The following is a 25,120-nucleotide window of genomic DNA, read 5'->3' on the forward strand; positions in this document are numbered from 1 at the left end:
CCGGACAAAGCTCCGCAGGATTCCGCGTATGCTACTTTACATATGTTGAGTGAAATGATTATTTTTTCTTTTCAGCAGCGCGGATACGACTTAGCTGTGTAGGCGTAATGCCCAGGAAGGCAGCAATATGCTGCAGCTGCAGGCGGGATGCAACCTGCGGATAATTCTTTAAGAAGGCCTCGTAGCGGACCTTCGCAGGTAATACTTTATAATTGATCTCGTTGACTTCTTTTTCTATGACCCACCTTTTTTCTAAATAATTAATCCAGAAAAATGCAAGGTCGGTATGCTGATGCATCAGGTGTTTAAATTCTTTAAAATTGATTTCCACCACAATACTGTCTTCTAATGCCTGGATGGCGAACTTGCTCGGCAGATCCGCCGCCAGGGCTGCGGTAGATGCCACAAAACTTTGCTCGGGGAAAAACCGCTTGATAACTATATCTCCATTGTCTAATGTCAGATAGTACGAAAAAAGCCCTTTAAAAATGTAAGATACGAATACAGGTGTGGCGCCAGCAGCAAGATATAGCATGCCGGCAGGAATTTCCTTAATGCGTACCAGCTTCTCCATCGCAGCAAGGGTTTCAGCGGATAAATCCTGATATGGCCGGAAGGCATTAAAATAAGCAGTTATGATTTCCTGTTGATCAATAGTTTTCAAAACAACGGTGTTGAGATACGCAGGCATAATTGCCATACAACGAAATTAACTTAATTTCAAGAGATCCATGTTAACGCATATATTATGAATCAATATCCAGTACTGTTCACGGCGCAATTAATCCTTCGTAAACTAGACCCAGACGATATTCCAGCATTAGTGAAGTATGCTAATAACAGGAATGTTTCCCGATACATTCTCAATATTCCGTATCCTTATCAGGAGCCGGATGCGGTGTTCAGACTCAGTTATATCCTGCAAGGTTTTAAATCGAAGTCCAGATATATTTTTGCGATTATTTTAAAAGAGTCTGGAGAGATGATTGGAGAGATTAGCTTTCACCTGGATAGTGTGCGACCAGTGGCGCAGCTGGCCTACTGGGTAGGTGAGCCATTCTGGGGGCAAGGCATTGCTACAGCAGCCATTGCGGCTATGCTGAAATTTGGGTTTACTGTACTAAAGCTGGACCTGATCTTCGCTACCTGCGACCAGGAAAATACAGCCTCTGGAAGAGTATTGGAGAAGAATGGTATGCAGAAGGGAACCCCAGCAGGAACGGTTGATCAGTATACCATTACCCAACTATCTTTTCTCGGGTTGGAGAGCAATACAGAAAATGTATAGTGTACCAGGATACAACGTTGTTATGGTATTGCATCCTGGCCGATTCATATTATTGTATCCGATGTGCAGGCACGCCTTGTTTTGTGATGGTAACAGGCTTTATTAATCCGTTTTCATCGAATTGTAATTCTTCTATACAGGTTTCCCTGGAATTGGCCGCAGTTTCTGTCACTGGTCTTCTATGGTAGATGATATACCATTTATTTTCTTTAGGTAGATGAATGACTGAGTGATGACCTGCGCCATTGGCAATGGCAGGATCTTGTTGCAGTATCTTGCCGATGCGTTTGAAAGGCCCTGCAGGACTGTCGCCAATGGCATAGGCAACGCAGTAGTCGGGGCCTGTCCAGCCACCTTCCGACCACATGAAATAGTATTTGCCATCTTTCTTGAACATACAAGGGCCTTCTACATAATGTTCAGGTGTAATCTCATGGAATGTCTGGCCATCTTCATAGGGAATGAAGCCAGTAAAGTCGTTTTTTAGCTTCGCAATATTACAGTGCTGCCATCCGCCATAGATCAGGTAATATTGCTTGTCGCTATCCTGGAATACAAACTGGTCGATGGGTTGAGCCTTATTATAGAATTTATCTACCAATGGTTTTCCCAACAGATCTTTAAACGGACCTTGCGGCTTATTGGCTACTGCTACGCCTATACCGCCATTTTGCTGATCATTTTGGATATCATTGGCCCCAAAAAACAGATAGTACTTTTTATCTTTCTCTATGATAGCCGGCGCCCATATCGCATATTTCGCCCACTTAACTGCAGCCGTGTCCATGATACGGGCATGCTTGGTCCAATGGACAAGGTCAGGAGAGGAGAAGGCATCGAAAAATACCTGTTTCTCATAAGCCGCAGAGTAGGTGGGGTATATCCAATACTGCTTATTGAATACTACGCCCTCGGGATCGGCGTACCATCCCGGAAATACCGGATTACCAGAATACGTTACATTAGTTTTTACCTGTGCAGATACCATCCAGGTACTGCAGGCAGCTACAAAGCATAGGATCAGTTTCTTCATAAATAATTAGCTAAATCGGTTTTGTAAAATATAATATAATTACTGATTTATCTAGTCCTTGCTTTTTTTTGATGCATGCCGAATGCACGTAACAAAAGATCACAACCTTACCAAGCAAAAAAAATAATCTCTAAATTTGCAGCCTAAAAACAATCTACCATATGGACTTCGGCGCAGCATGGAAAAGATATGACGAGATGGACATCACTCTCCCTCCAGACGATCCTATAACCAGCAAGGTTTTACGCACCGCGGCAAAAAATCATACCCTGCACATTGGCTCCTCTGGCTGGACGCGCAAAGAATTTGTAGGCACCTTGTATCCCAATAATATCAAGGATGTCAATATGCTGTCTACCTACAGCGAGTTATATGATTGTGTAGAATTAAATGCAACCCATTATAAAATCTATTCTCCTGCTGAAGTGCGCAAATGGCTGGAAAAGGTGAAGAGTAATGAGTTTATTTTCTGTCCTAAATTTCCGCAGTCTATCAGCCATGATAGTACGCTGCTCAACGCCACAGAAGAAACCAAAGCTTTCTTGGATGGTATCAGCGCCTTTGGCAAGCAACTAGGCCCTGTGTTCTTGCAGCTCAGCGAACATTTTTCTCCTGCCAGAAAACTGAATCTCTATAAATATTTGGAGCAACTCCCGGAAGAAATAGACTTCTTCGTGGAAGTTCGCCACCAGGAATGGTTTGCGAACCGCTTCGAACGCAAGGAGTTCTTCAATACTTTAAGGGAAATGGCCATAGGCGTGGTAATGACCGATACGCCCGGCCGCCGCGATTGCCTGCACATGGGGCTTACCACACCACAACTATTCCTGCGGTTTGTTACGAAAGGCGACCATCACAATGATATAAAAAGACTGGAAGAATGGCTGCCACGCCTGGAAGAATGGAAGGCCGCCGGCCTCGAAGAGACCTGGTTTTTCCTGCATGTCCACGAAGGAGAGCATGAAGCCAATTTCTACAAAGAAGTACGCAGCCTCTTCGGCTTAGAGCCCCGCGAATCACAGGAATCGCAACTTTCCCTGTTTTAATAATGACTAACGATAGAATACTTCGTACCTTTGCGGCGACAAATCAGCTGAAACATGAGTGAGATGATTCGAACAGTACTGGAAAATGAGTTGGTGCGACTGCAACCACTAACCGCAGCTGATTTTGAAGGATTATATGCCGTAGCAGCAGATCCGCTGATTTGGGAACAGCATCCCGAAAAAGACAGATGGCAGAAGGCTATCTTCCGTCGCTTTTTTGACGCAGCCATCGCCAGCAAAGGAGCCTATAGCATCATCGATAAAACAACCGGTGAGATAGCCGGCAGCACCAGGTTTTACAAAGCGCAAGGTGAAGATGATACTATCCTGATCGGCTATACGTTTTTCGCTGTGAAATACTGGGGGAGTGGATGCAACAGCATCGTGAAAAAGCTGATGCTGGACCATATATTCCAGTACGTAACACAAATAAACTTTCATGTAGGAGAAGAAAATATCCGTTCCCAACAAGCCATAGCCAAGCTGGGCGCCGTTCGTATCGGAAATGAAACTGTCACCATCGCAGGAGAAGCGCCGAAACAGCGATTGGTGTACGCATTATATAAAAGTAACTGGCATTAGTGATGAGTATACATAACCTGATAATTGTTGATCCGGAGAAAATAAAACTCGATGATGTTTTCTTCAGTGATAAAAATAAAGCGATCCTCAAACAGGTGATCAAAGAACACCAATACATTGAAGAGCTGACAGCCTATGACCTGCCGGTAGATAATAAGATCCTCCTCCATGGCCATTCTGGCTGCGGTAAAACCACCACCGCTAAAGCCATCGCACATACACTCAACAAGAATATTGTTATTCTCAATCTCAGTACACTAATCTCATCCCGCTTAGGCGAAACTGCTTCCAACCTTAAACTTGTATTCGATAAGGCTATCAAAGAAAAGGCCGTCCTCTTCCTCGATGAATTTGACCAGATAGGGAAAGCCAGGGCCAATGATGATAAAGACTCTGGCGAAATGCGCCGCCTGGTAAATACACTCATCCAGCAGCTCGACTACTTCCCTGATTATTGTCTGCTTATCTGTGCTACCAACTTCTATGATCTCATAGATCCCGCGCTGCTGCGGAGGTTCCAACTGAAACTGCAATATGAGCTCCCCGCTGCCACTATACTGGATGAATACTACGATAAAGCACTTAGCCGCTTCCCAGACCATCTCCGTAATATCGACCGTAAATACAATATCTCTTATGCAGAAGCAAAAGATTATATCAATACCGAAATGAAAGCCAGGATCATCGCTGAACTGGAAAGAAAACATACATTAGCCACCGCAAACTAATTTACTGCACCGCCATAACCGAACAGTTCATGTTCATATTTGGACACGGATTTTAAATATATAATATGTAATTTATTGATTATTAATTGTATATTTATTGGTGTTCAATTTGGTTACTGAAGTTATCTTTATAACAAGGTAAATGCATTGAATATGTTTAGGAACTATTTCCGGGTGGCGATCCGAAACTTATGGAAGAATAAAGAATTCTCCGCAATAAACATCTTCGGCCTGGCCATAGGCCTGGCTACCAGCTTGCTCATAATCGTTTATGTACTGGATGAACTGAGTTACGACAAGTACAATAAACACGCTGATAATATTTACCGCATCGATGGCGACATCAACTTCGGTGGCACACACTATATCATAGCTACAGCGCCAGCGCCAATGGCCGCCGCCATTAAAACTGAAATTCCTGAAGTGGTTGATGCCACACGTTTTCGTAGTTATGATGGCTTCCTGGTAAAAAAAGGATTACAGAACATTCATGAGGATAGGGTGGTCTACACGGATAATAACGTGTTTAATGTATTCACGTTGCCATTACTCCAGGGCGACAGCGCCACCGCGTTGAAAGAGCCTAAAACAATGGTGATAACGGAAAAGACTGCACGAAAATACTTTGGTACAACGGACGTAGTCGGAAAAACCATGATCATCAATGATTCCATACCTTTCCGTATTACTGGCGTATTAAAACCTATTCCTGCTCAATCCCAACTACAGTTCGATTTCTTTGTCACCCTGGCCGGTATCAGGGAAGCAAAAGATGATAACTGGCTGAGTAATAATTTCAGCACCTATGCACGCCTCCACGATGGTGCAAACGTAGCTACCTTCCAGGCCAAACTTAGCGCCATGGCCGAGAAATACGCCAGTGTTCAGGTGAGTACTATCCTCAATGCCTCCATGGATGAACTTAGGAAAAACGGTAACTATATCCGTTATGAGTTGATGCCATTGACAAGAATTCATCTTCATAGTAATAAAGGATTTGAACTTGGTCCTAACAGTTCCATACAATACGTATATATATTCTCCGCTATCGCTTTATTTATTTTGCTGATCGCCTGCGTCAACTTCATGAACCTTTCCACTGCACGTAGTGCCAATAGGGCCAAAGAAGTAGGCGTACGAAAAGCGATGGGCTCACAACGTTCTCAACTCATTGCGCAGTTTATTACGGAGTCAATGCTGATCAGCACCATTGCCATGTTACTGGCCTTATGTGCAGCAGCAGTAGCAATGCCTTTCTTCAATCAGCTGGCAGGAAAAGAAATGAATATCGGACTGCTCGCCACTCCACAAATTGGTATACTCCTCGTAGCATTGGTGCTGTTCGTAGGCATCCTCGCCGGAAGTTACCCTGCTTTCTTCTTGTCGGGCTTTCGGCCGGTATCTGTATTGAAAGGTACGCTGGCGGCAGGTTTTAAGAAAGGTGCTTTCAGAAATGTATTGGTAGTGGGACAATTTGCCATCTCTATATTTCTCATCATCGGCACCATCGTTATCTATGGCCAGCTAAATTATATCCGCAACAAACAACTAGGATTTAATCGTGACCAGGTAATGGTGGTTCATAATACTTCTGCGCTGCGCAGTCAGGTAAAGGCGATTCGTGAGGAAATGAACGATATCGAAGGCGTTACCGGTACTACATTAACCGGGTATCTGCCTACTTCTTCCAACAGGAATGATGGTCCTATGTTTCTTAGTGCCGCCAAAGACCCGAAAACAGCTGTTTCCATGCAGAACTGGTTTGTGGACGACCAATATATTCCAGTGTTAGGTATGCAGATGAAATCTGGGCGCAATTTCTCCAAAGACTTCGCCACTGATTCTACCGCTGTAATCATCAATGAAGCTGCAGCACGACTCCTGGGCCTGAAAGACCCTATCAATACACAGATATATGGACTCGAAGGCATGCAAAATACTAACCTGGCTGGTTATCATATCATTGGGATAGTGAAGGACTTTAATTTTAACTCGCTTCGCCAGGAAGTTACACCAGTAGCGCTTTTTCTTCAGGAAGACAGAGGCAGCCTGGCACTACGTATACACAGCAACGATATTCCGAAATTATTATCCGCAGTAGAAAAGAAATGGCAGTCATTTATGCCTGGACAACCATTTACATACAGCTTTATGGATGATGATTTTAATAAGATTTACCAGGCCGAAAACAGAATGGGGGCGATCTCCTTAACTTTTTCTGTACTGGCAGTATTCATTGCCTGTCTGGGATTATTTGGCCTGGCCGCTTATGCCGCAGAGCAGCGTACCCGCGAAATCGGTATCCGTAAGGTATTAGGAGCTACTGTTACCAATATCGTACATCTTTTATCTAAAGACTTTATGAAACTGGTGATGATAGCCTTACTGATCGCTTTCCCAGTAGGATGGTGGGCTATGCATCGCTGGTTACAGGATTTTGCTTATCGCACCGATATCGGCTGGCAGGTTTTTGTTGGTACTGCCGTACTCTCCGTATTAATAGCACTTTGTACCGTTAGTTACCAGGCCATCCGGGCCGCTTTGGCCAATCCGGTCAAAAGTCTGAAATCCTGATAGCCTTTCTTCCGCCATAGCATGCTTCCTGGTGCTGTTGTTATTATTATGAAGCGATGATATATCACTTCATAAATTTGGATATCTTACAAATAACTTTTTTAAAAAGATTTCCTATGAGTCAACAGCATCCAGGTTTGTATGCACCCATTAATGGATTGCAACTGTACTACGAATTACATGGAAAAGGAACACCCCTGGTATTACTGCATGGCGGCGGATCTACCATTCAAAGTACCTATGGTCAGGTAATATCATTGTTCGCTGCACACCATCAGGTGATAGCAGTAGAACTCCAGGCCCATGGTCATACCTCCGACAGAAATACGGAACTCACTTTTGAACAGGATGCGGACGATGTAGCTGCGTTATTAGCTTACCTGAAAATAGAAAAAGCCCATATCATGGGCTTCAGCAATGGAGGTACTACTGCATTGCAATTTGCTATTCGTCATCCTGAACGGATAATCCGCCTCATAGCCGCTTCGGCACTATATCGCCGTGATGGTATGATGCCAGGTTTCTTTGATGGTTTTGAAGGCGCAGAATTGTCGCATATGCCAACACTGCTGGTAGAGGCTTACCTGGAGGCAAACCCCAACCAATCAGGGCTGCAAGCCATGTTCAACAGAGATGTTGCCAGGATGAAAGGTTTCAAGGATATTCCTGATGAACTGATCGCCTCCATTAAAGCTCCCACCTTTGTTGTCAATGGCGCAACGGATGTTGTTCTTCCTGAACATGCCATCCGATTGTCGCGTGCCATTAATGGTTCGGAGCTGCTTATTGCACCTGGCGGTCATGGTGATTATATCGCTGAAATATATTACCGGAACCCTGAAAATAAACTTGCAGCGCACATCGTCCCTATTCTCCTGGATTTCTTAGAGAAAGAATAACCTAGAGACTTATATCTTCCTGTACGGCTGCAATAGGTACGTTGCCACCGGCATCTACTACACCAATCAGTGAATATTTGCCTTGAGGCAGTTTACTCGGTATCTGGAAATACACGACGCGTTTCTGCCCCGGAAACATAGGGAATAACGGGAAATCAACTTTCGTCTTCTCATTGGTGGCTGTATTGGCTAGTTCAATATAACTGGTGATTTCTATTTGTGTTCTGCCGGTATTTTCACAAACGATCTGGCAGGTGCGTAAAGTATCTGTAGGTACTGGCGCACGGAAACCTATTATTTGTACGTCTCGCTCTGTAATGTTGGGAGGCGTTTGGTATACGTGTACGCCTACACGCATTCTGCCGTTGATGGTCGTTTTCACACCATCCGGACTTTCTACCACCTGTTCCTGGGTTGTTTCCAGGAATATCATGGCCCATTTCATTTCTTTATCTGCATCACCGCCTTCAGGTACCTGTAAATGAAAATCTAATTCTGAAACCTGACCCGGTGCTGCTTCAAAGTATGTTTTGTCCAGCTTAATCCAGTTGGCACAACTATGCGGCTGGCTGCCTGGCATGGTGTAAACATGCGTGCCGGTAGAATCTCGGATAAAATCATTTACATATACTGTAAACTGTTTTGTAATGGGGAGTGTATTGGTGATCAGTACCTTTCCTACAGACGATTGGCCATTACTTAGTTTGAAGTCGATGGTAGCAGGCCTGATAATCAATCCGGGAGCGGATTTGGTGCTGTCCCCAATAGGCTTTGGCGCTAACCCGGGAGGTGCTGGTAGCGTAGTACTGCCAGATGTCGCGGGCGCTGTTGTTGCTGGTTTTGTTGGGGTAGCCGGAGCAGGAACCTGCGCATATGCCGCAGTGGTATACACTGCCAACAGCAGGGTGAGTATTTTTTTCATAAGGGGTTACAATTTTTTATTCCTGAGAACGGATATCATCACTATAAATGATGCGCTCTAGTTTGTGGTGATCGAGAATAATTATTTTTCCATCCTGGATATTGATGATACGTTCATCCCGGAGATCACTGAGTGTGCGAATCAGTGATTCCTTTGCCACACCAGCAAGTGCGGCCAGGTTACAACGACTGATGTTCAGACTGAACTCAATCGTTCGGGTAGGATTGTATTTATGGTAGGTAAGCAGTAAGGCTTCACCTACTTTCTTTCGGAGGGAACTATATGCCATTCGTAGCATTTGCTCTTGCTTGTCTGCAATGTTGCTGGTCAATATCTGGATAATGTCCAGTAAAAAAGTAGTGTTATGCTGACAAAGCATGCTCAAATCATCCCTTGTAATAGCTACCAGGTCTGCTTCTTCAATCACTTCAGCAGTTTCGCGATAGCGGCCGCCCTCCATAAGGGCGTGGAATCCAAAAAAATCGCCTTCTTTATACAACCCGGTAATCAGTTCTTTGCCATCTTCATTCCATTTGCTGGTTTTTACTTTACCATGCAAGATGTAAAATATGGCTGTAGCGGATTTACCTTCGCTGTAAATGATCCGTTTTTTCTTTGCGTGCAGCAGATTACCATCTTCAATCTGCATTTTTATGAACTCATCAATAGTAGATAACGGATTAATGTGGGTATTTTCTGAATCCATGTCTTCAGTAATCATTACCTTTTTCATCATTTGAAATAGTTAAACACAAGTGGATACATTGCTGAAAAGGCAATCCAATAGCTGTGGGGATATGGTCCAAATTTTAGGATAAAAATAGAATGTCAAATTGGGGTTAGGATCAGCAACTTATTTAGTTCTCATTAAGGCTGTAAGTGAATAGTTTGGTAAATACATCAGGAATTGGTTTACGTTTATTTTGGATTTGGGGTGAAAAATTTTATTTCTCTACTCTTGTCAATGATCTCAAAATCTATCTTACTCTCCATATTCTTTGTCAGATCTGTCTGATATGACATTACCTTTGGCTTTACCTTATCTGTAAAGGCTTCTGGATTGAGAGATACGGTATACTTTCCTGCCGGAACATTCAAAAAGTAATTACCCTTAATATCAGTCAGCGTACTATACGTGACGCCCTCGACATCGGTGGCAGATACTTTGATGTTTTCAGGATGTAACCTGGAACTACTGATGGCATCCGTTTTAATGGATAATACACCAGATATCACACTACTTTTCTTAAAAGGCAGTGCAATTGTTATGTCTTTGCTAACTGGGATTGTCTGATATAATCCTGTCGCAGGAATAATTCCCTTAATTGTTTTGGTTTGACTAAAATCCAGCCTGTAAGTGCCCGGATCAATGTGTTTGTAAGCAATCAGACCATTTGCATCGGATATAAACGGAATATTGTTGATGATTATTTCCAGATTGGGGATTAAACGTTCACCAGGATCTTTGATGCCATTACCGTTAACATCAAAAAATGGTAAAAGGTTTAGTGTGAAATATTTTTGGTTAGTGAATATCGGTACATTGAATTTTTTGCTGAGAATCACATTGAAATATTTTTGGTTTATGCCATTAGGAGCCTGACTGGGGGCGCTTTCCAACGGAATAGTGGCATTGGCTGTAATGCTAAAACCATTATTCCTGTTATTGTAGGACAACATACCACCCACAAGGTTATATATCGAGTTATCATATAGTGATTTTGAGATATTGTAGAATAAGTTTGCTCTTATTCTTTTTAGTACAATTAGATTTACGAAAGGACCTGCTAATACGGTTTGCTGGTAATTGAGAAATTCTTTCGTATCAGTTCTGTCAAACTGTGGTTGTTGCTGATAATATCCCTTGATACCCATCCAGCGGTAGCTGGCCGTCAGGATAGTCGTAGTCAGGAAGATGGGTTTGTTGTTGTTACCGTAGGATGGATTATAGCCGTTTTCACTACTGAAATAAATACCGCCATCTGTTCCAAACCTTTGCTGGTAAACAACTTCGCCGAAGATATATTCCGGCAGGGTGTTGCCCCCGATCCCTGTTTGCTGCAAGCCGCCACCACTCAGCGACACGCTGCCATTATGCAAACTAAGGTTATATACCAGGCCATACTTTTCATAATTGTACGTTAGGAAGTCAGTATTATAAACTGTATCCCGGAGCGTAGTCACCGGGTTACGGTTATATTGGTAGAAAGCACCTATATTCCCGCTGCCCGCCTTCACCGTGAAGGTATGCGACTGTATCCTCAAACCTCTCATAATGCCTGGATAGTCGTCTGAATTGTATTGCATCTGGCTATATATACTCACTCTCGGGCCATTATACTGGAAGCTGTAACCACCAGCATATCCCATATCCCGTTCTCCAGGGCCTTTTAAAATATAGTCATGACCGATACCCGCGTTCAGCAATAACTTTAGGTTGTTTTTCCGAATCACCTGCGCCTCATTGGCAAAAACGAAGCTATTCATATTATAACCTGTATCGTGGTTGGCCGAAACAGCACTCAGGATCTGTACTTTCCCTGCCAGGAACTGCGCGCTGGCAGTGGCATTGTCGTTCGTATATCCAGGTATGTTGTTATGCAATGAACCACTCACACTAAATACTACACCCGAATCCGGCTTAAAACTCACCCGACCGCCGGTTCCGTAGGTATAGAAGTATTTATAATCTCCCATATGCCCGGCGTACAAGTCCCAGCGATGAGTCATGTAATCCACCCCAAATACGTTTCTTTCCAGGTTATTACCCAAGCCGTATTGCTTGGTCCTATAGAAAAACATCAGCTTACTGTTATCAAAGGTGACATCTCCCCGAACACCAGCATAATAAGTACTCTGGTTGCCCCACTGGGTAAATCCACCATCAATAATCAGAGGAAACGTATTGAACTTGCTGGGATGGTCTTTGAGTTCATGTTGCAGCTTCCTGACTTCTACCAGGTCCATGTAACTGGTGCCGGTGGTATCAGCTACGGTAATGTCTATCCGTTCTGAGGTAAGTCGGTTCCACTGTGCATCTGTCAATACGACGGTATGCGAAATAACGGTATCCATGCCGGGATGCAGCCGGAAAGGCACTGACTGACGCAAGTCCAGTTCATTACTTTTATAAGTGGTAATATATTTCCCGTCTACAGTACCGTTATTACGGACTTTGGTGTTGATCTTCACCAGCCTTTCTGTTCCTTGTAATTGCACAACACTGGTGAGAGAGGTTACACTAAAATCATTAATCGGATCAGCTTTTACATAAAAGACATACTCCTTATATTTATTCTGACTGCCAATGCTAACCTTTACGGGTAGCCATATAGCAGGAGAGGTCTGTTGTTTCATCATTACGATGGTTACAACAGTAGCGCCCAGCGAATCTACATGCTTCTTGATATCCTTTCCGGGGGCAAGTAAACGCCAGCCCTCAGGTGCGGATATACGGATGCTAAAGTCTGTAGCCAAACCTTCCAGGTTTGTCAGGCGGATATTATTATATAAAAACTGATCGGATTTGCCGGCGAATAAGGAGTCTTTCAGGGTAACTGCAAAGGGGAGTTTGTCCTGTGCAAATAATGGAGCACAGACGAGGATGAAGCCAAGCAACATCACAAAGCGGGGTAGATGGGTTAGATGATATTTCATGGAATATCAACTGAGGGGTAACACGAATACAATTGAATACCTTAAAGCACAGATAAGCCTTTTCCCGGAAAAGGCTTATCTGTAAAAGAAAAGACTGAATTATAACTGAGTCGCTGTCACAAGAACATTGATTCTGTAGAGACCACCAGCATAGCTCCAACCTGGTTCTGATCTGAATTTCAGGCCAAATGGTCTGAAAGCACCAGAAGTACCATTGTTGATCAAAGGAGCAGGAGCAGTAGTCAGCGCGTTCCAGAAGAATGGAGTTGCGTCAGTACCACCAGTACCGTTAAATGCCAGGTTGTATTTCAGTGTACCGCAAGGCATAACGTTACCACTTGTTGCTGGGCCTAAATAGGAAAAGTTAGGAGAAGCCGAATTGATAGTTACGTTAAAGTTTTTGTTAGAGCTAACAGTGAAGTCGGAAGTGGTGTGGCCGTGAATGTCACGCAGATCTTCACCAGTGTTGTAGTCGTGACCACTCAGGAAAGCAGCACCCATGATTTCCACTGGAGGGTTAATCTCAATAACGTTAGCCAGCAGTAATTCTACGTGTACAGCAGATTGATCTGATGCCTGGGCAAATACACCCATGGAAGCCATGGCTAATGCAGCCGATAAGAGCAATTTTTTCATTTTTTTGGGTTTTAAATCAGTGGTAAAAAACTAAGGCGAAATTGATAAAACGCAATTTCACGCGGTTTACAAGCACAATATTAGACCTAATGAATTTTCTGTATGGTGACGATGATCACCATTTGAAAATTTTGTTAAAATTTTTTCCAGTTGCTCTTGCTATGTTTTGTGGAATGCAGTGTGGTGGCTAATATTGCGGTAGAGTGCGTGAAAAACACCCGCAGGGTTTTTAATAAAAAGGGTGAAATAACGGGTACGCATACGTATAAGTACTTATGCTAAAAACGTATATTCCGTATGGTTTCCTAACAAAAAAAACTCCCGGCATTCTTTTGGAAGCCGGGAGTTTTCGTACATACTTAGTAGTTAGTTATGCGACAGGATGCTTGGCTGTGGCCTTTCTGAATGCAGCAGGACTCACTCCCTGGTACTTTCTGAACTGCCTGCTCAGATGACTCTCATCTGTAAATCCTAATTCATCTGCTATCTGCGACAACGTTAACTTACTGTGTGTAAGTCGCTGCCCAACCATCTTTATCTTATATTGTGTGATATATTGTTGTACGCTCTCGCCAGTAAACTTCCGGAAATATTCACTTACATAATTAGATGATAAATTAAATACACCTGCCAGATGATCGATACGCAGCTGCTCCGGATCCTGTATATGCTGGCGTATATGTTGCAACATGCTGCTGATAAGTGGCTCCCGCGCCGTAGATGCCTGCGGCAACAATTGCTCGGCAGTTGCTGCTACATTACGTGTAATAATATTAAGGATAAGCGTTACCAGGTATTGGCTGTTCTCTTCATAAAAGGCATCCCGCCGATTATATTCTTCCAGCAAATTTCCAATCAGCGATTTTATCATCTTGCAATCACCCTTGTGGGTGATCATCACCTCTTCAAATCTGTTATGATAATAAAAGATATGCTCCAACTGTTTCAGCCACTGGAAAATTCGTTCTTTCTCAGCAGCAGATCTTTGTTGCCCAAGAAAAACCTCTGAGAAACGTATAGAACAGATCTTTGTAGGAACATCACTATGGAACCCGCGGCAGTCCAATGGTGTATATAAAAAGATATGTCCCTCCTGGTAGGGAATCCTGTTTCTGTTCAGTTCACGCGTACCCGCACCTTCCAAAACCTGCACAATTTCAAAGAAATGATGTACCAATGGGCGTTCACTCCAATGTTCCAGGTCAGTAATATTTACTTCAAACGGACTATGTAAGGCAGTATTCATAACCTGTAAATGTACAAAACAAACCTTTCTTTGTCACTGGTTTACCGTACCCGCATAGGGTAATTTTGACACATAAATGATAAGAACATGAAAAACAACAACAGATTACTGGCGCCATTCTCCGCATACCACCTGGATTTGAAGAACAGAATTGTGATGGCGCCCATGAGCCGCAGACGTACCATTAATAATATCCCTGAGCCTTATGTGCAGGATTACTACGTACAGCGCAGTGGGGCCGGACTTATCATCGCTGAAAATGTAGCCGTAGCAGCCGAAGGGGTAGGGTACATGCAAATCCCCGGATTTTACAACAACGATCAATACGAAGCTTGGGCTGCTGTTGCCAAAGCTGTTCATGACAGCGGGGCTAAAATTTTTCTGCAGTTAGTTCACACCGGAAGGATAGGACATCCAGAAAACCACCAAGGGAAAGCATTTCCAGTAGCACCATCTCCCATAGCTGCCAGCGGTGTACTGTCCATACCAGGAGGAATTCAGGCGCCATATCCCATTCCGGAAGAATTAACAACTGTCCACGCAGTAAAAACCCGTATACAATATTTTGTGACTGCCGCTAAAGCCGCTATGGCCGCAGGTTTTGATGGCGTAGAAATACATGGCGCGCATGGATTCCTCCTCGACCAGTTTCTGAGTCCTCATACCAACAAGCGCAACGACGAATATGGTGGTAATATGATAAACAGATCGCGCTTTCTCCTGGAAGTAGTGTCTGAAGTGGTAAAGGCTATTGGTAAAGAATATACGGGCATCCGGCTATCTCCTTTCTCCCGCTTATATGATATGGCGGCCTTCCCGGAAGAAGCAGCCACGCATCTCTATCTGGCCGAAGAACTAAATAAGCTCGGCATCTTATATGTACACTTCTCCGACCAGCCTTCTGATGGACAACGTGCTATTCCTGTGGCATTTATCAAACAATTCAGGGAACGTTTTCAGCAGCTGATGATCTTGGCGGGAGGCTTTACCCCTGCAATGGCCACTGCTGCGCTGGAAGAAAATCTGGCAGATATGATCGCCTTTGGCCGCCCATTCATTGCCAATCCCGACTTGCCAGAACGTATCCGTCTGGATTTACCGCTGGCCGTTCCAGATTCGGAAACCTTTTACCATGGAGGTAAAAAAGGATTAATAGATTATCCAGTGCATCCGCAAGGGGTACTAACGGTATAGCATAATCGCCTATGGATACTGTACTGCAGAGACCATAGGCGGCTGCCATGTTTGAAACAGCTGGACATACAACAAAATTTTCGTAACTTCTCTGTATGCAAACACCGCATCCTGAAAGTAAGCATGCAGGCATCGCACCAGGACTTCCCCTGGAAGAGATGAAACAGCGTACAGGTTACCGGGAAGGCGGCCTTTCCAGCGAGGAGGCCGCGCAAAGACTCGACCAATACGGTTTTAATGAAGTCGCAAAAGAAAAACCTATATCCCCATTTTTACGGCTTTGGCGAAACCTGAAAAATCCCCTGGTCATCCTGCTTAGCATTCTTGGTGTCATTTCCTTGCTCACCGGTGATCTTCGTGCAGCGATCGTGATTTTTTTCATGGTGATATTAGGGATTGTATTACGTTATGTGCAGGAAATGCGTGCAGATAAAGCCGCAGAAAAACTAAAGGCCATGGTGAGCACCCATGCCACGGTTTGCCGCGATGGAAAAGACATAGAGATACCGCTTAAATTCCTGGTTCCTGGCGATGAAATACGACTCAGCGCTGGTGATATGGTGCCTGCGGATGTCAGACTGCTATCCGCAAAAGATCTCTTTCTCAACCAGGCCGCGCTCACCGGTGAATCCATGCCGGTAGAAAAAACAGTCATCACAATTACTGGCAATACCGAAAATCCTACCGATAACCCTAATCTATGTTTTCTGGGGTCCAGTGTGGAAAGTGGTACTGCCACTGCTATGGTCATCAACACCGGCGACCGCACCAGCTTTGGATCACTGGCTGCACATATTACCGGACAACAGGTATCTACCAGCTTTGATAAAGGCATCAATGGTTTCACCTGGCTGATGATAAAGTTTATCGTGGTCATGGTGCCTGCGGTATTTTTTATTAATGGATTCAGTCGTCATAACTGGCTGGAGGCTTTCCTGTTTGCATTGGCGGTAGCTGTCGGGCTCACCCCCGAAATGCTGCCCATGATAGTCACTGTCAACCTCTCCAAAGGGGCTATCGTAATGTCCCGCAAAAAAGTAATCGTAAAACGATTGAACGCCATCCAGAATTTCGGTGCCATGGATATCCTCTGTACAGATAAAACAGGTACACTAACGGAAGGAAGAATAGTATTGGAACAATACCTGGACCCGGACGGCGATGCCAGCAGCAAAGTACTGGAATATGCTTATCTCAATAGCTTTTACCATACCGGTCTGAAAAACATGATGGATGAGGCCATACTAGACCACGAGTCCCAGGCCACGCTATCAAAGATCTGCTCCCAATACACGAAGAATGATGAAATACCTTTCGACTTTGTCAGAAAACGTATGTCCGTGATCGTAGAAGATAAAACGGGGACGCATATACTTATTTGCAAAGGCGCCGTGGAAGGCATGGTTGACTTATGCACGCATGAAGAAATAAACGGGAAGGTGATTCCATTGACGGATGATCGCCGGCAGCATAGCCTTAAAATAGTCACCGATCTGAATGTACAGGGATTTCGCGTAGTGGCATTAGCCTATAAATCCATGGTGGCCAAGACAACAGGCTATACGGTCGAAGATGAGAAAGAGATGGTGCTGGTAGGTTTTCTTTCTTTCCTGGATCCACCGAAATCATCTGCAGGCAAAGCCCTGGCTAAACTGGCGTCATTAAGTGTTGACATTAAAATTTTAACGGGAGATAATGAAACTATCACGGCTTGTATTTGCAGAAAAGTAGGCTTGCAGGCCGACAAATATCTATTAGGTCCACAAATTGAAAAGATGGATGATGCAGCACTCGCAGATGCTGTCATGAATTATCATTTCTTTGCCCGCCTTGCACCAGTGCACAAACAAAGGATCATCAAGGCTTTCCAGCATCATGGCCATGTTACAGGTTTTATGGGAGATGGTATCAACGATGCACCCGCCCTAAAGGTAGCAGACGTTGGTATCTCCGTAAACAGTGCAGTTGATATTGCTAAAGAATCCTCAGATATCATATTGTTGGAAAATAGTCTGGAAGTGCTGGCGCAAGGCGTTGAAGAAGGACGCTGCATCTTTGGGAACATCATCAAATATATTCGGATGGCTGCCAGCTCTAACTTCGGCAATATGTTTTCTGTTGTGGGTGCCAGTGCATTCCTGCCATATCTCCCGATGTTGCCTATCCAGGTGCTGACCAATAACTTATTGTATGATTTCTCCCAAACCGCTATTCCTACTGATAATGTAGATCCTGAATGGCTGGTAAAACCGCGTAAGTGGACAGTTGCAGATATTCGCAGGTATATCCTGGTGATTGGGCCCGTGAGTTCAATATTTGATTATGTAACTTTTTTTATCCTCTGGCATTTTTATGATGCACGTAATAACCCCGCGCTATTTCATACAGGCTGGTTTATAGAATCATTGTTTTCACAAACACTCATTATTCATGTAATCCGTACTAACAAAATACCATTCATCGAAAGTATGGCCAGCTGGCCGTTGATGTTTACTTCTATCCTGATCGTGATTGCAGGGACCTGGCTAACAATATCGCCATTAGCGCCTACACTTGGTTTTGTGCCGGTGCCAGGAAGTTTCTGGGGGTGGCTGGCATTGATTCTTGTTGCATACGTTATCTTAACACAGCTGGTAAAAAACTGGCTGCAACGAAGGTATAAAATTCAATAACATACTTACCTGTAAAGCCTTTTCTGGATGATATTTGTCGAAACTGGGAATACGATATCATTATGGGTTGCTAATAATTTCTTGTCTTTTCCCGTATAATCTATTTGTTGGAGCAGATGACTGATGATTGCTTTATGGGCTGCATCTTTATCATCTGCATTTACGACAAACCAGGGCGCATGTTTGAAATTTGTTTCCAATAACATACGGTCGCGGGCCTCGGAGTAAGCATTCCAGCGTTTTAGTGCTACTTCATCGATAGGGCTTACCTTCCATTGTTTTAATGGATTCTCTTTTCTGTCTTCCAATCTGCTCTTCTGTTCTTTTTTACTGATATCTAAATAATATTTGAGTATAATAATACCAGCATCTGTTAGCATTTTCTCAAATAATGCTACTTCTGTAAAAAAGGAGATATATTCCTTTTCTGTACAAAATCCCATGACGTGTTCCACGCCTGCGCGGTTGTACCAACTGCGATTGAATAGAGTAAACTCTCCTGCTGCAGGTAGGTGAATGGTATATCGCTGAAAGTACCATTCATGTGCTTGTCGGTCGGAAGGTTTGCTCAGTGCTACTATCTTCGTTTCCCGCGGACTCAAATGTAAAGTGATCGCTTTGATAGTTCCATCTTTACCGGCAGTATCCCTGCCTTCCAATATCAGTAGTAGTTTTAGCTGAGATGAAATTATTTCTTTCTGAAGCTTGACCAGCTCTATGTATAGCTTATTAAGCTTTTTGTCCTTTTTCATAGCCTGTTGATTTTGTATACAATAAAATCAACAGCAATAAGCGTACTGAAATATGTCAGCCACGGCCATGTGCTATCAGGCTGATAAAGTAGACTGTGCCTCTGTTAGCGAGAAATTAGTTATTTTGCAGTGAGATATTTAAGCAACAATAAAAATATAAATATGTCTATAGAAGAAAATTTGAATGCCAATTTGAACGAAGATCCATATCAGAATTTACGCAGTTTATTACAACAGTCGCTAACCTTTCCGACTACTTATGTATTTAAGTTTATCGTGAAGGCAGAAGAAGACAAGATAGCAGCACTGAAGGCGATTTTTGCGAATAAGAAAAACACAATTACTACCACTGATTCATCGGGAGGAAAATATAAATCCTTTACTGTTAATGCATATGTGCAGGATGAAGAAGAGGTAATTGCATTTTACAAGGAAGCTTCGAAAGTAGAATCTGTGATTATGTTATAGGAATATGAGCTGGTGAGATAGGGTATAATCCGGAACGCTGAAAAGTGATAACAGCCGGCCTTCCCTCCGCAAGCGGAAGTAAAGGTTAGCACTAAGGATAATTAAGCCTACTATGATGAAAACCACTACCAGGAAGATCATTGGATTACTGACAGGGCTGATGTTGACGGTTTCAGTACATGCCCAGACAATCCCTTCAACAGGCAACAGCCCTAAGGCTTTTGTACCTGCAGGGTGGAAGATCATTCAGCAGTCGGCCGGCGATTTGAATAAAGATGGGCTGGCAGATGTAGCGATGATCATAGAGAATACTGACAAAAGAAATATTCATAAGAATCCTGATTTGGGTGCTGATACACTTAACCTGAATCCTCGTTGGTTGATCATCCTGTTTCAGCAGCCTGGTGGTAGCTATCAGCTGTCGGTGGTCAATAAAAAACTGATCCCTTCTGAAAATGATGCAGAGTCGCCTTGCCTGGAAGATCCGTTAGGCGAGGGAGCAGATACCCTTATTATGAAAGGAGTGCTCAGTATCAGTTTTCACTATTTCATGAGTTGTGGCAGTTACGAAAGCAGCAGCAGTACTTATGTTTTTCGCTATCAGCACCAGCATTTTGAGCTGATAGGGATGGATACCGAGTCTTATAGCCGTGCCAGTGGTGAAATGGAGCAAAACAGCATTAATTTTTCTACAGGAAAACGGAGCTATACCCATGGGGGCAATATGTTCGAGGAGTCTAAAAATAAGCCGGTAACAGAATGGCATACCCTCAAAGACCATGCTATACGGGTGTTGGATAATTTCAGTGCAGATGATTTGCAGGACCTACGTGAGCAATAATTATCTCCCTAATAGTATATGCTTCAAATACAATGATTTGTTAATATTTAGGACAATACTTGTCAATATTTGAGCGCTGTCTTAGATTGAGCAAAAATCGAAATTACAATTTGGTACGAACGGCGTCGATAGCAATACTTTTCATTTTCTTCTGCCTGGCGGCCAGAGCCCAGCAGGTGCAGATCAGCGGAACTGTTTACGAACGTACCGCACGTATAGGCCTTTCCGGAGTTAGTGTAAGATCTAATTCAGGGGTAGGCGCCGTTACCGATTCTAACGGCCGTTATACGATTAAATTGCCTGTTACAGACTCTCTGAGCTTCTCTTACCAGGGAAAGGCTACCCAGAAGTTTGCCGTAAATGAAATAAACCCTTACAGGGCCTTCGATATGAAGCTCCATGTAGATATTCAAACCCTGCCCACGTTTGAAATCATAACCAGGCCCAAAACATATAAGTTCGATTCCATCGAAAACAGGCGCGAATACCAGAAATACTTCGATTACCATCCGGAATGGCTTACCAGTGGAAATGGAGGCGCAGGTGTAAACCTGGACGCGCTCTTCAGCATTGGCAAGATCAAGCGTATGCAAAACTTCCGTAAGCTGCTGCTGCGTGATGAGCAGGAAAAATATGTGGATTATCGCTGGAATAAACCATTGGTAGCTCGTATTACCGGCATGCAAGCGCCTGCATTAGACGGCTTTATGCGCGAGTACAGGCCTACCTATGCCATGCTGCTCAGCTTTGAAAATGATTACGATTTCCTACGTTATATAAAGGAAATGGGTGATTACTACGCCAATTGGTGGGATAAGACGCATTTTGACCAGCCTGCCAGAAAACCATAATTATTCTGATAGTTATCTATTATTTATATTCTTTTTCTGATACTGAAAGGAGTGGTACTTTTGTGAAGCAAAAACAAAAAGAGAACTCGTGAAAAAGATATTTATAATCAACGGTGGTCAGCATTTCGGACATTCAGGAGGCCAGTTTAACCATACTGTTTCCCGCGAAACAGCCGCCTTTTTCCAGGATCAGCCTGGTTATGAAGTGAAAATGACTGATGTTTCCTCAGACTATGATCCCGATGAAGAAGTAAGGAAATATTTGTGGGCAGATGTTATCATCTATCATTTCCCGGTGTGGTGGTTTTCATTGCCGCACGGCCTCAAAAAATATATTGATGTGGTGTTTTCCGCAGGTCATGATAAAGGGTTATATAAAAGTGATGGACGCTCGTCTAAGAATCCGGATATAAATTATGGTACGGGCGGTACCTTGAAGGGCCGTCATTATATGTTTACCAGCAGCTGGAATGCGCCTAAAGCGGCGTTCACCTTACCAGGAGAATTCTTCCAGGAACGCAGTGTTGATGACGGCGTTTTATTTGGTTTCCATCGTATGAACGCATTCCTTGGATTAAGTCCGCTGAAAACTTTCCATTTCCATGATGTGGAGAAAAATGCAGATATACCAAGAGATATGGCGTTATACCGCCAGCACCTGCAAGAAGTATTCGCACCGAAAGAAGTACTGACTTCGGTTGCAGTATAAGGGCATTATCTGCATATATTTAATCTCAAATCAACAAACATGAAAATATATCTCACTGCGATAATTAAGAGTAAGCCGGAATTCCGGGAAGAAGTACTGGCACAGTTAAAGGTAATGGTAGAAGCTACAAGAAAGGAAGAAGCTTGTCTGCAATATGATCTGCACCAAGGTATTCAGGATGAAAATCTGTTTACCTTTTAAGAGATCTGGAAAGATGAGGCAGGATTGGCACTGCATAATGAACAGCCTTATATCAAAGCATTTGGGGCTTTGGCAGCAGATAAACTGGCCGCTACTCCGGAAATCTTATTGACAAAGCTGCTGTAAAGCGGTTAGTTACCGGTTGTTATAATCAAAAACTTTTCGTTCCATAAGAGCGAAAAGTTTTTTTCGTAATATCGTAGAAATATCGATGTGCCCATGAACCTTATTAAACGAATTAGCTGCTGCCTCTTTGTGCTATTTGCTACCACGACTGTAACCTTTGCCCAAAACGGGAAAGCGCCGGTTACCGATATTACGGTGGATATCCTTAACTGGGTGAAACACCTGGACAGTGGCCTCGATAAATACTATACTTCCGATAAAAGCCGTGACCTCTACGATAACTTCGGTTACCTCAAACAGGAGTTGACCGAATATCTCAACGACAGAAAAAAACTTTCTGACAGCCTCTTTAGAAATAATGTCAAATCCACTGGTAAGCAGGATCCTGCGGCGCTGGAATCGTTACGTAAAAAAATGACTTATGTGATGGGACGTATGCGTGATGTGACAGATCTCACCAATAATGACCTTAGAGCAGAAGGTGATAAGCTGAACGATAAGATATACAATATACTTACCAGCGAGCAGCCACAGTATTTATCCAACTTGGAGGCTTTTTTGGCGGGTTATGAAGTAACTCAGAAAGATATCGCGATTGATGGCAGCGCTAAAACACAGCGTTTAGCCGAAAGCGTTAACCTGATCACCAGTATTCAGGCACGTATCAACAGGAAAAAATAAGCTATTTTTTCCTGTTCTGCTCCTTGATATCATTAATGTCTTCATCGTGGAAACCGCCCAGCATCAATACTTGCGCGATGAAATCACTTTTACCTTCAACATAAGCATCAATGTCGTCATTCACGGTGGCGGCTAAACGTTCTTTAATAGCGGCATATGTTGCTCGCAGCTCCTGATTGTTGCGTAGTGTGTCGCGCAGTAGTAAGTGGTTCTGTAAACTTGGACTGCCTTTTACACAACAATATAGGTGATGGACTGGCCAGTGGCGGCCATCAGGAGTTTGTGGAATGTCGTCACGGTGACGCCCATACGCAAACCGTTGCTTAATGCCTAAATCTCCACGGAACGTATACCCCAGTTTTTCCAGTACTGCCGTAACAAACGGTAGTTGTTCCTCACTGTCAATCACAAGATCTATATCCAGTATGGGTTTGGCTGGAAGGCCAGGTACAGCAGTACTCCCTACATGTTCAATGCTGGAAATATGAGATCCTAGCGCTGCTCTGTAAACAGCGGCTAATGCTTCAAATTGTATGGGCCATTCTTGCTGGTAGGGTACTACCGTGATTTTATGTTGCATTTCGCAAAGGTACAGCATCTGAAATATCAGCCAAAGCTGGTATCTTGCAGTCAAATATGAAATTTTTCTCCACCCAGAAAATCGGGCAGTATCACACCAATTACTGCGAAGACGCCCTGATAACCGCTCCCATTGGACATTCTCATTACTTATTTGCTGTCATGGATGGTTGCTCTATGGGCACCGACAGTCACATGATTTCGACTATCATTGCCAAGCATTTGCGCGCTATCGCTGCTACCGCACAAACGGTAGATGCAGCCGATGCCGATAGCACACAAGTCCTGAAGGAGGTAATGGCACAATTATTTGCTGCTTTGCAGCAAACAAAAGCTCACCTGCAGCTGAAAACAGCAGAAATGCTGGCAACGGTATTACTTTGTGTTTTGGACCTAAGGAAATCGGCAGCAACCTTTATCTGCATAGGGGATGGCCTGATCGTGGCTGATGGCCAGGTATATGAGTATGATCAGGATAATAAGCCAGACTACCTGGGTTATCATCTGGATATAGCATTTGAAGAATGGTTTGCCAGGCAAACGCAGGTACTAACGTTAACGGGTATACGAGATTTTTCCATTTGTACGGATGGCGTTACTACCTTTTGTAAATACGATAACAAGAAATATGAAGAAGCCGGTGATGCCATGCAGTATTTATTAATGGATACTTCAGGAGCTGGCAGTGACCATATGCTCCAGGGCAAAGTAATAGAGCTGGAAAGGGAATGGGGATTACTTCCCGCTGATGATATCGCTATTATTCGTGTAATGATTTGATATACTGATATTTATGGATAGTATATTTGAGGTGTGTATAATAGCATTTATATTGTTTTTTCCTGATAAATAAATCTCACATTAATTTAACCGATCTATTTTAACCATTTTTTAGAAAGGATTGTTAGAATGTTTGTACTTCCATATTTCTGAGGATGTTCATGCATATTATCCGTTCAACTAAAAATGGTTTTTTATGAATGCTCTAGAGAAAAAAAATCGCGGACTCAGTTATGATCCATGGCGCGATTTCTTTAGCTGGGAGAGTTTTATTCCCTCTGAGCGAGGCGCCAGAAACCTGCCGGCGGTAAATATCAGTGAAGACGAAAAAAATTATGCCGTAGACGTTATTGCACCAGGGTTTAAGAAAGAGGATTTTAAAGTAAATGTAGATGATGATGTGATTACTATCAGTGCAGAAACCAAGCATGAGTCGGAAGACAAAGACGAGAAGAAGCACTATAGTCGTCGTGAGTACAGCTACAGTGGATTTACCCGTTCATTCCGACTACCTGAAAATACCAAGGATGACAGTATCACGGCCACTTATACAGATGGCGTGCTGAAACTATCGATTCCTAAAAGCAAGGAGCAGGTGAAAGCCTCTAAGCAAATTGCTATCAGCTAATCATTGATCTCGCAGGAAAAATGATAC

General features: G+C 43.4%; 25 protein-coding genes. 16 read left to right on the top strand and 9 right to left on the bottom strand.

Annotated features, from left to right (window positions below; translation table 11 throughout):
- Window positions 1-58: 58 nt before the first annotated feature.
- Window positions 59-700 (bottom strand): Crp/Fnr family transcriptional regulator, encoded by a 642-nt coding sequence (locus ACE38W_RS21220; RefSeq protein WP_375834375.1) that lies wholly within the window; start codon window positions 698-700, stop codon window positions 59-61.
- Window positions 701-748: 48 nt separating this feature from the next.
- Between ACE38W_RS21220 and ACE38W_RS21225 the strand changes: the two genes are divergently transcribed.
- Window positions 749-1,288, top strand: coding sequence for a GNAT family N-acetyltransferase (locus ACE38W_RS21225; protein WP_375834378.1), 540 nt, complete (start codon window positions 749-751; stop codon window positions 1,286-1,288).
- 49 nt (window positions 1,289-1,337) lie between these two features.
- Here ACE38W_RS21225 and ACE38W_RS21230 read toward each other — a convergent pair whose 3' ends face one another.
- Window positions 1,338-2,321, bottom strand: coding sequence for a glycoside hydrolase family 43 protein (locus ACE38W_RS21230; RefSeq protein ID WP_375834381.1), 984 nt, complete (start codon window positions 2,319-2,321; stop codon window positions 1,338-1,340).
- A 161-nt stretch (window positions 2,322-2,482) separates the two neighbouring features.
- On the opposite strand from ACE38W_RS21230, the gene ACE38W_RS21235 reads away from it, so the two are divergent.
- The 5 genes from ACE38W_RS21235 (at window position 2,483) to ACE38W_RS21255 (ending at window position 8,150) form a co-directional block, all read left to right on the top strand.
- Window positions 2,483-3,367 (top strand): DUF72 domain-containing protein, encoded by an 885-nt coding sequence (locus ACE38W_RS21235; protein ID WP_375834383.1) that lies wholly within the window; start codon window positions 2,483-2,485, stop codon window positions 3,365-3,367.
- A 54-nt stretch (window positions 3,368-3,421) separates the two neighbouring features.
- The gene (locus ACE38W_RS21240) at window positions 3,422-3,949 is read left to right on the top strand and encodes a GNAT family N-acetyltransferase (protein WP_375834386.1); all 528 of its coding nucleotides are present in this window, start codon (window positions 3,422-3,424) and stop codon (window positions 3,947-3,949) included.
- Between the two features lie 2 nt (window positions 3,950-3,951).
- The gene (locus tag ACE38W_RS21245) at window positions 3,952-4,677 is read left to right on the top strand and encodes an AAA family ATPase (RefSeq protein WP_375834389.1); all 726 of its coding nucleotides are present in this window, start codon (window positions 3,952-3,954) and stop codon (window positions 4,675-4,677) included.
- 153 nt (window positions 4,678-4,830) lie between these two features.
- Entirely contained in the window at window positions 4,831-7,251 is a 2,421-nt protein-coding gene (locus tag ACE38W_RS21250; protein ID WP_375834392.1) for an ABC transporter permease, read from the top strand.
- Between the two features lie 116 nt (window positions 7,252-7,367).
- Window positions 7,368-8,150 carry an alpha/beta fold hydrolase gene (locus ACE38W_RS21255; RefSeq protein WP_375834395.1) on the top strand — a complete coding sequence of 261 codons (783 nt, stop codon included), beginning with the start codon at window positions 7,368-7,370 and terminating at the stop codon, window positions 8,148-8,150.
- A 1-nt stretch (window position 8,151) separates the two neighbouring features.
- Here ACE38W_RS21255 and ACE38W_RS21260 read toward each other — a convergent pair whose 3' ends face one another.
- From ACE38W_RS21260 to ACE38W_RS21280, 5 genes are all read right to left on the bottom strand, one after another.
- Complete coding sequence (locus tag ACE38W_RS21260) at window positions 8,152-9,072, bottom strand: hypothetical protein (RefSeq protein WP_375834397.1); 921 nt, start codon at window positions 9,070-9,072, stop codon at window positions 8,152-8,154.
- 16 nt (window positions 9,073-9,088) lie between these two features.
- The gene (locus ACE38W_RS21265; protein WP_375834399.1) at window positions 9,089-9,808 is read right to left on the bottom strand and encodes a Crp/Fnr family transcriptional regulator; all 720 of its coding nucleotides are present in this window, start codon (window positions 9,806-9,808) and stop codon (window positions 9,089-9,091) included.
- A 182-nt stretch (window positions 9,809-9,990) separates the two neighbouring features.
- On the bottom strand, window positions 9,991-12,729 hold the full coding sequence (locus tag ACE38W_RS21270; protein ID WP_375834402.1) for a hypothetical protein: 2,739 nt from the start codon (window positions 12,727-12,729) through the stop codon (window positions 9,991-9,993).
- A gap of 99 nt (window positions 12,730-12,828) precedes the next feature.
- On the bottom strand, window positions 12,829-13,365 hold the full coding sequence (locus ACE38W_RS21275) for a hypothetical protein (RefSeq protein WP_375834405.1): 537 nt from the start codon (window positions 13,363-13,365) through the stop codon (window positions 12,829-12,831).
- A 370-nt stretch (window positions 13,366-13,735) separates the two neighbouring features.
- Entirely contained in the window at window positions 13,736-14,611 is an 876-nt protein-coding gene (locus tag ACE38W_RS21280; protein WP_375834408.1) for a helix-turn-helix domain-containing protein, read from the bottom strand.
- An 87-nt stretch (window positions 14,612-14,698) separates the two neighbouring features.
- Here ACE38W_RS21280 and ACE38W_RS21285 point away from each other — a divergent pair, with 87 nt between their 5' ends.
- Window positions 14,699-15,805: an alkene reductase gene (locus ACE38W_RS21285; protein ID WP_375834410.1), complete on the top strand. Its 1,107-nt coding sequence runs from the start codon at window positions 14,699-14,701 to the stop codon at window positions 15,803-15,805.
- Window positions 15,806-15,900: 95 nt separating this feature from the next.
- Window positions 15,901-18,477 carry a magnesium-translocating P-type ATPase gene (gene mgtA, locus ACE38W_RS21290; protein WP_375834413.1) on the top strand — a complete coding sequence of 859 codons (2,577 nt, stop codon included), beginning with the start codon at window positions 15,901-15,903 and terminating at the stop codon, window positions 18,475-18,477.
- Window positions 18,478-18,482: 5 nt separating this feature from the next.
- Here the strand turns inward: mgtA and ppk2 are convergent, their stop codons facing one another.
- A complete protein-coding gene (ppk2, locus tag ACE38W_RS21295) occupies window positions 18,483-19,229 on the bottom strand; it encodes a polyphosphate kinase 2 (RefSeq protein WP_375834416.1) in 747 nt (248 codons plus the stop codon).
- 162 nt (window positions 19,230-19,391) lie between these two features.
- Here ppk2 and ACE38W_RS21300 point away from each other — a divergent pair, with 162 nt between their 5' ends.
- The 6 genes from ACE38W_RS21300 (at window position 19,392) to ACE38W_RS21325 (ending at window position 23,106) form a co-directional block, all read left to right on the top strand.
- On the top strand, window positions 19,392-19,697 hold the full coding sequence (locus ACE38W_RS21300; protein WP_375834419.1) for a DUF493 domain-containing protein: 306 nt from the start codon (window positions 19,392-19,394) through the stop codon (window positions 19,695-19,697).
- Window positions 19,698-19,809: 112 nt separating this feature from the next.
- Window positions 19,810-20,538 carry a hypothetical protein gene (locus ACE38W_RS21305; protein ID WP_375834422.1) on the top strand — a complete coding sequence of 243 codons (729 nt, stop codon included), beginning with the start codon at window positions 19,810-19,812 and terminating at the stop codon, window positions 20,536-20,538.
- A 110-nt stretch (window positions 20,539-20,648) separates the two neighbouring features.
- Window positions 20,649-21,389 carry a hypothetical protein gene (locus tag ACE38W_RS21310; RefSeq protein ID WP_375834424.1) on the top strand — a complete coding sequence of 247 codons (741 nt, stop codon included), beginning with the start codon at window positions 20,649-20,651 and terminating at the stop codon, window positions 21,387-21,389.
- Window positions 21,390-21,477: 88 nt separating this feature from the next.
- On the top strand, window positions 21,478-22,098 hold the full coding sequence (locus tag ACE38W_RS21315; protein ID WP_375834426.1) for an NAD(P)H-dependent oxidoreductase: 621 nt from the start codon (window positions 21,478-21,480) through the stop codon (window positions 22,096-22,098).
- Window positions 22,099-22,137: 39 nt separating this feature from the next.
- The gene (locus ACE38W_RS21320) at window positions 22,138-22,299 is read left to right on the top strand and encodes a putative quinol monooxygenase (protein ID WP_375834429.1); all 162 of its coding nucleotides are present in this window, start codon (window positions 22,138-22,140) and stop codon (window positions 22,297-22,299) included.
- A gap of 219 nt (window positions 22,300-22,518) precedes the next feature.
- Window positions 22,519-23,106: a hypothetical protein gene (locus ACE38W_RS21325; protein WP_375834432.1), complete on the top strand. Its 588-nt coding sequence runs from the start codon at window positions 22,519-22,521 to the stop codon at window positions 23,104-23,106.
- A gap of 1 nt (window position 23,107) precedes the next feature.
- Here the strand turns inward: ACE38W_RS21325 and ACE38W_RS21330 are convergent, their stop codons facing one another.
- Entirely contained in the window at window positions 23,108-23,686 is a 579-nt protein-coding gene (locus ACE38W_RS21330) for a GrpB family protein (protein ID WP_375834434.1), read from the bottom strand.
- Window positions 23,687-23,742: 56 nt separating this feature from the next.
- Here ACE38W_RS21330 and ACE38W_RS21335 point away from each other — a divergent pair, with 56 nt between their 5' ends.
- Window positions 23,743-24,465 carry a protein phosphatase 2C domain-containing protein gene (locus ACE38W_RS21335; RefSeq protein WP_375834436.1) on the top strand — a complete coding sequence of 241 codons (723 nt, stop codon included), beginning with the start codon at window positions 23,743-23,745 and terminating at the stop codon, window positions 24,463-24,465.
- A gap of 196 nt (window positions 24,466-24,661) precedes the next feature.
- Window positions 24,662-25,093, top strand: coding sequence for an Hsp20/alpha crystallin family protein (locus ACE38W_RS21340; RefSeq protein ID WP_375834439.1), 432 nt, complete (start codon window positions 24,662-24,664; stop codon window positions 25,091-25,093).
- The last annotated feature ends 27 nt before the right edge of the window (window positions 25,094-25,120 follow it).

Origin of the sequence: Chitinophaga sp. Hz27 (assembly GCF_042263525.1) — a bacterium.
GTDB lineage: Bacteria > Bacteroidota > Bacteroidia > Chitinophagales > Chitinophagaceae > Chitinophaga.

Excerpts from the sequence above, each read along its gene's own strand:
- ACE38W_RS21340 (WP_375834439.1), top strand. The coding sequence starts at position 24,662 with ATGAATGCTCTAGAGAAAAAAAATCGCGGACTCAGTTATGATCCATGG.
- ACE38W_RS21300 (WP_375834419.1), top strand. The coding sequence starts at position 19,392 with ATGTCTATAGAAGAAAATTTGAATGCCAATTTGAACGAAGATCCATAT.
- ACE38W_RS21265 (WP_375834399.1), bottom strand. The coding sequence starts at position 9,808 with ATGATGAAAAAGGTAATGATTACTGAAGACATGGATTCAGAAAATACC.
- ACE38W_RS21275 (WP_375834405.1), bottom strand. The coding sequence starts at position 13,365 with ATGAAAAAATTGCTCTTATCGGCTGCATTAGCCATGGCTTCCATGGGT.
- ACE38W_RS21270 (WP_375834402.1), bottom strand. The coding sequence starts at position 12,729 with ATGAAATATCATCTAACCCATCTACCCCGCTTTGTGATGTTGCTTGGC.
- mgtA (WP_375834413.1), top strand. The coding sequence starts at position 15,901 with ATGCAAACACCGCATCCTGAAAGTAAGCATGCAGGCATCGCACCAGGA.
- ACE38W_RS21245 (WP_375834389.1), top strand. The coding sequence starts at position 3,952 with ATGAGTATACATAACCTGATAATTGTTGATCCGGAGAAAATAAAACTC.
- ACE38W_RS21280 (WP_375834408.1), bottom strand. The coding sequence starts at position 14,611 with ATGAATACTGCCTTACATAGTCCGTTTGAAGTAAATATTACTGACCTG.
- ppk2 (WP_375834416.1), bottom strand. The coding sequence starts at position 19,229 with ATGAAAAAGGACAAAAAGCTTAATAAGCTATACATAGAGCTGGTCAAG.
- ACE38W_RS21235 (WP_375834383.1), top strand. The coding sequence starts at position 2,483 with ATGGACTTCGGCGCAGCATGGAAAAGATATGACGAGATGGACATCACT.
- ACE38W_RS21260 (WP_375834397.1), bottom strand. The coding sequence starts at position 9,072 with ATGAAAAAAATACTCACCCTGCTGTTGGCAGTGTATACCACTGCGGCA.
- ACE38W_RS21285 (WP_375834410.1), top strand. The coding sequence starts at position 14,699 with ATGAAAAACAACAACAGATTACTGGCGCCATTCTCCGCATACCACCTG.
- ACE38W_RS21225 (WP_375834378.1), top strand. The coding sequence starts at position 749 with ATGAATCAATATCCAGTACTGTTCACGGCGCAATTAATCCTTCGTAAA.
- ACE38W_RS21250 (WP_375834392.1), top strand. The coding sequence starts at position 4,831 with ATGTTTAGGAACTATTTCCGGGTGGCGATCCGAAACTTATGGAAGAAT.
- ACE38W_RS21220 (WP_375834375.1), bottom strand. The coding sequence starts at position 700 with ATGGCAATTATGCCTGCGTATCTCAACACCGTTGTTTTGAAAACTATT.
- ACE38W_RS21335 (WP_375834436.1), top strand. The coding sequence starts at position 23,743 with ATGAAATTTTTCTCCACCCAGAAAATCGGGCAGTATCACACCAATTAC.
- ACE38W_RS21330 (WP_375834434.1), bottom strand. The coding sequence starts at position 23,686 with ATGCAACATAAAATCACGGTAGTACCCTACCAGCAAGAATGGCCCATA.
- ACE38W_RS21230 (WP_375834381.1), bottom strand. The coding sequence starts at position 2,321 with ATGAAGAAACTGATCCTATGCTTTGTAGCTGCCTGCAGTACCTGGATG.
- ACE38W_RS21255 (WP_375834395.1), top strand. The coding sequence starts at position 7,368 with ATGAGTCAACAGCATCCAGGTTTGTATGCACCCATTAATGGATTGCAA.
- ACE38W_RS21305 (WP_375834422.1), top strand. The coding sequence starts at position 19,810 with ATGATGAAAACCACTACCAGGAAGATCATTGGATTACTGACAGGGCTG.
- ACE38W_RS21325 (WP_375834432.1), top strand. The coding sequence starts at position 22,519 with ATGAACCTTATTAAACGAATTAGCTGCTGCCTCTTTGTGCTATTTGCT.
- ACE38W_RS21240 (WP_375834386.1), top strand. The coding sequence starts at position 3,422 with ATGAGTGAGATGATTCGAACAGTACTGGAAAATGAGTTGGTGCGACTG.
- ACE38W_RS21320 (WP_375834429.1), top strand. The coding sequence starts at position 22,138 with ATGAAAATATATCTCACTGCGATAATTAAGAGTAAGCCGGAATTCCGG.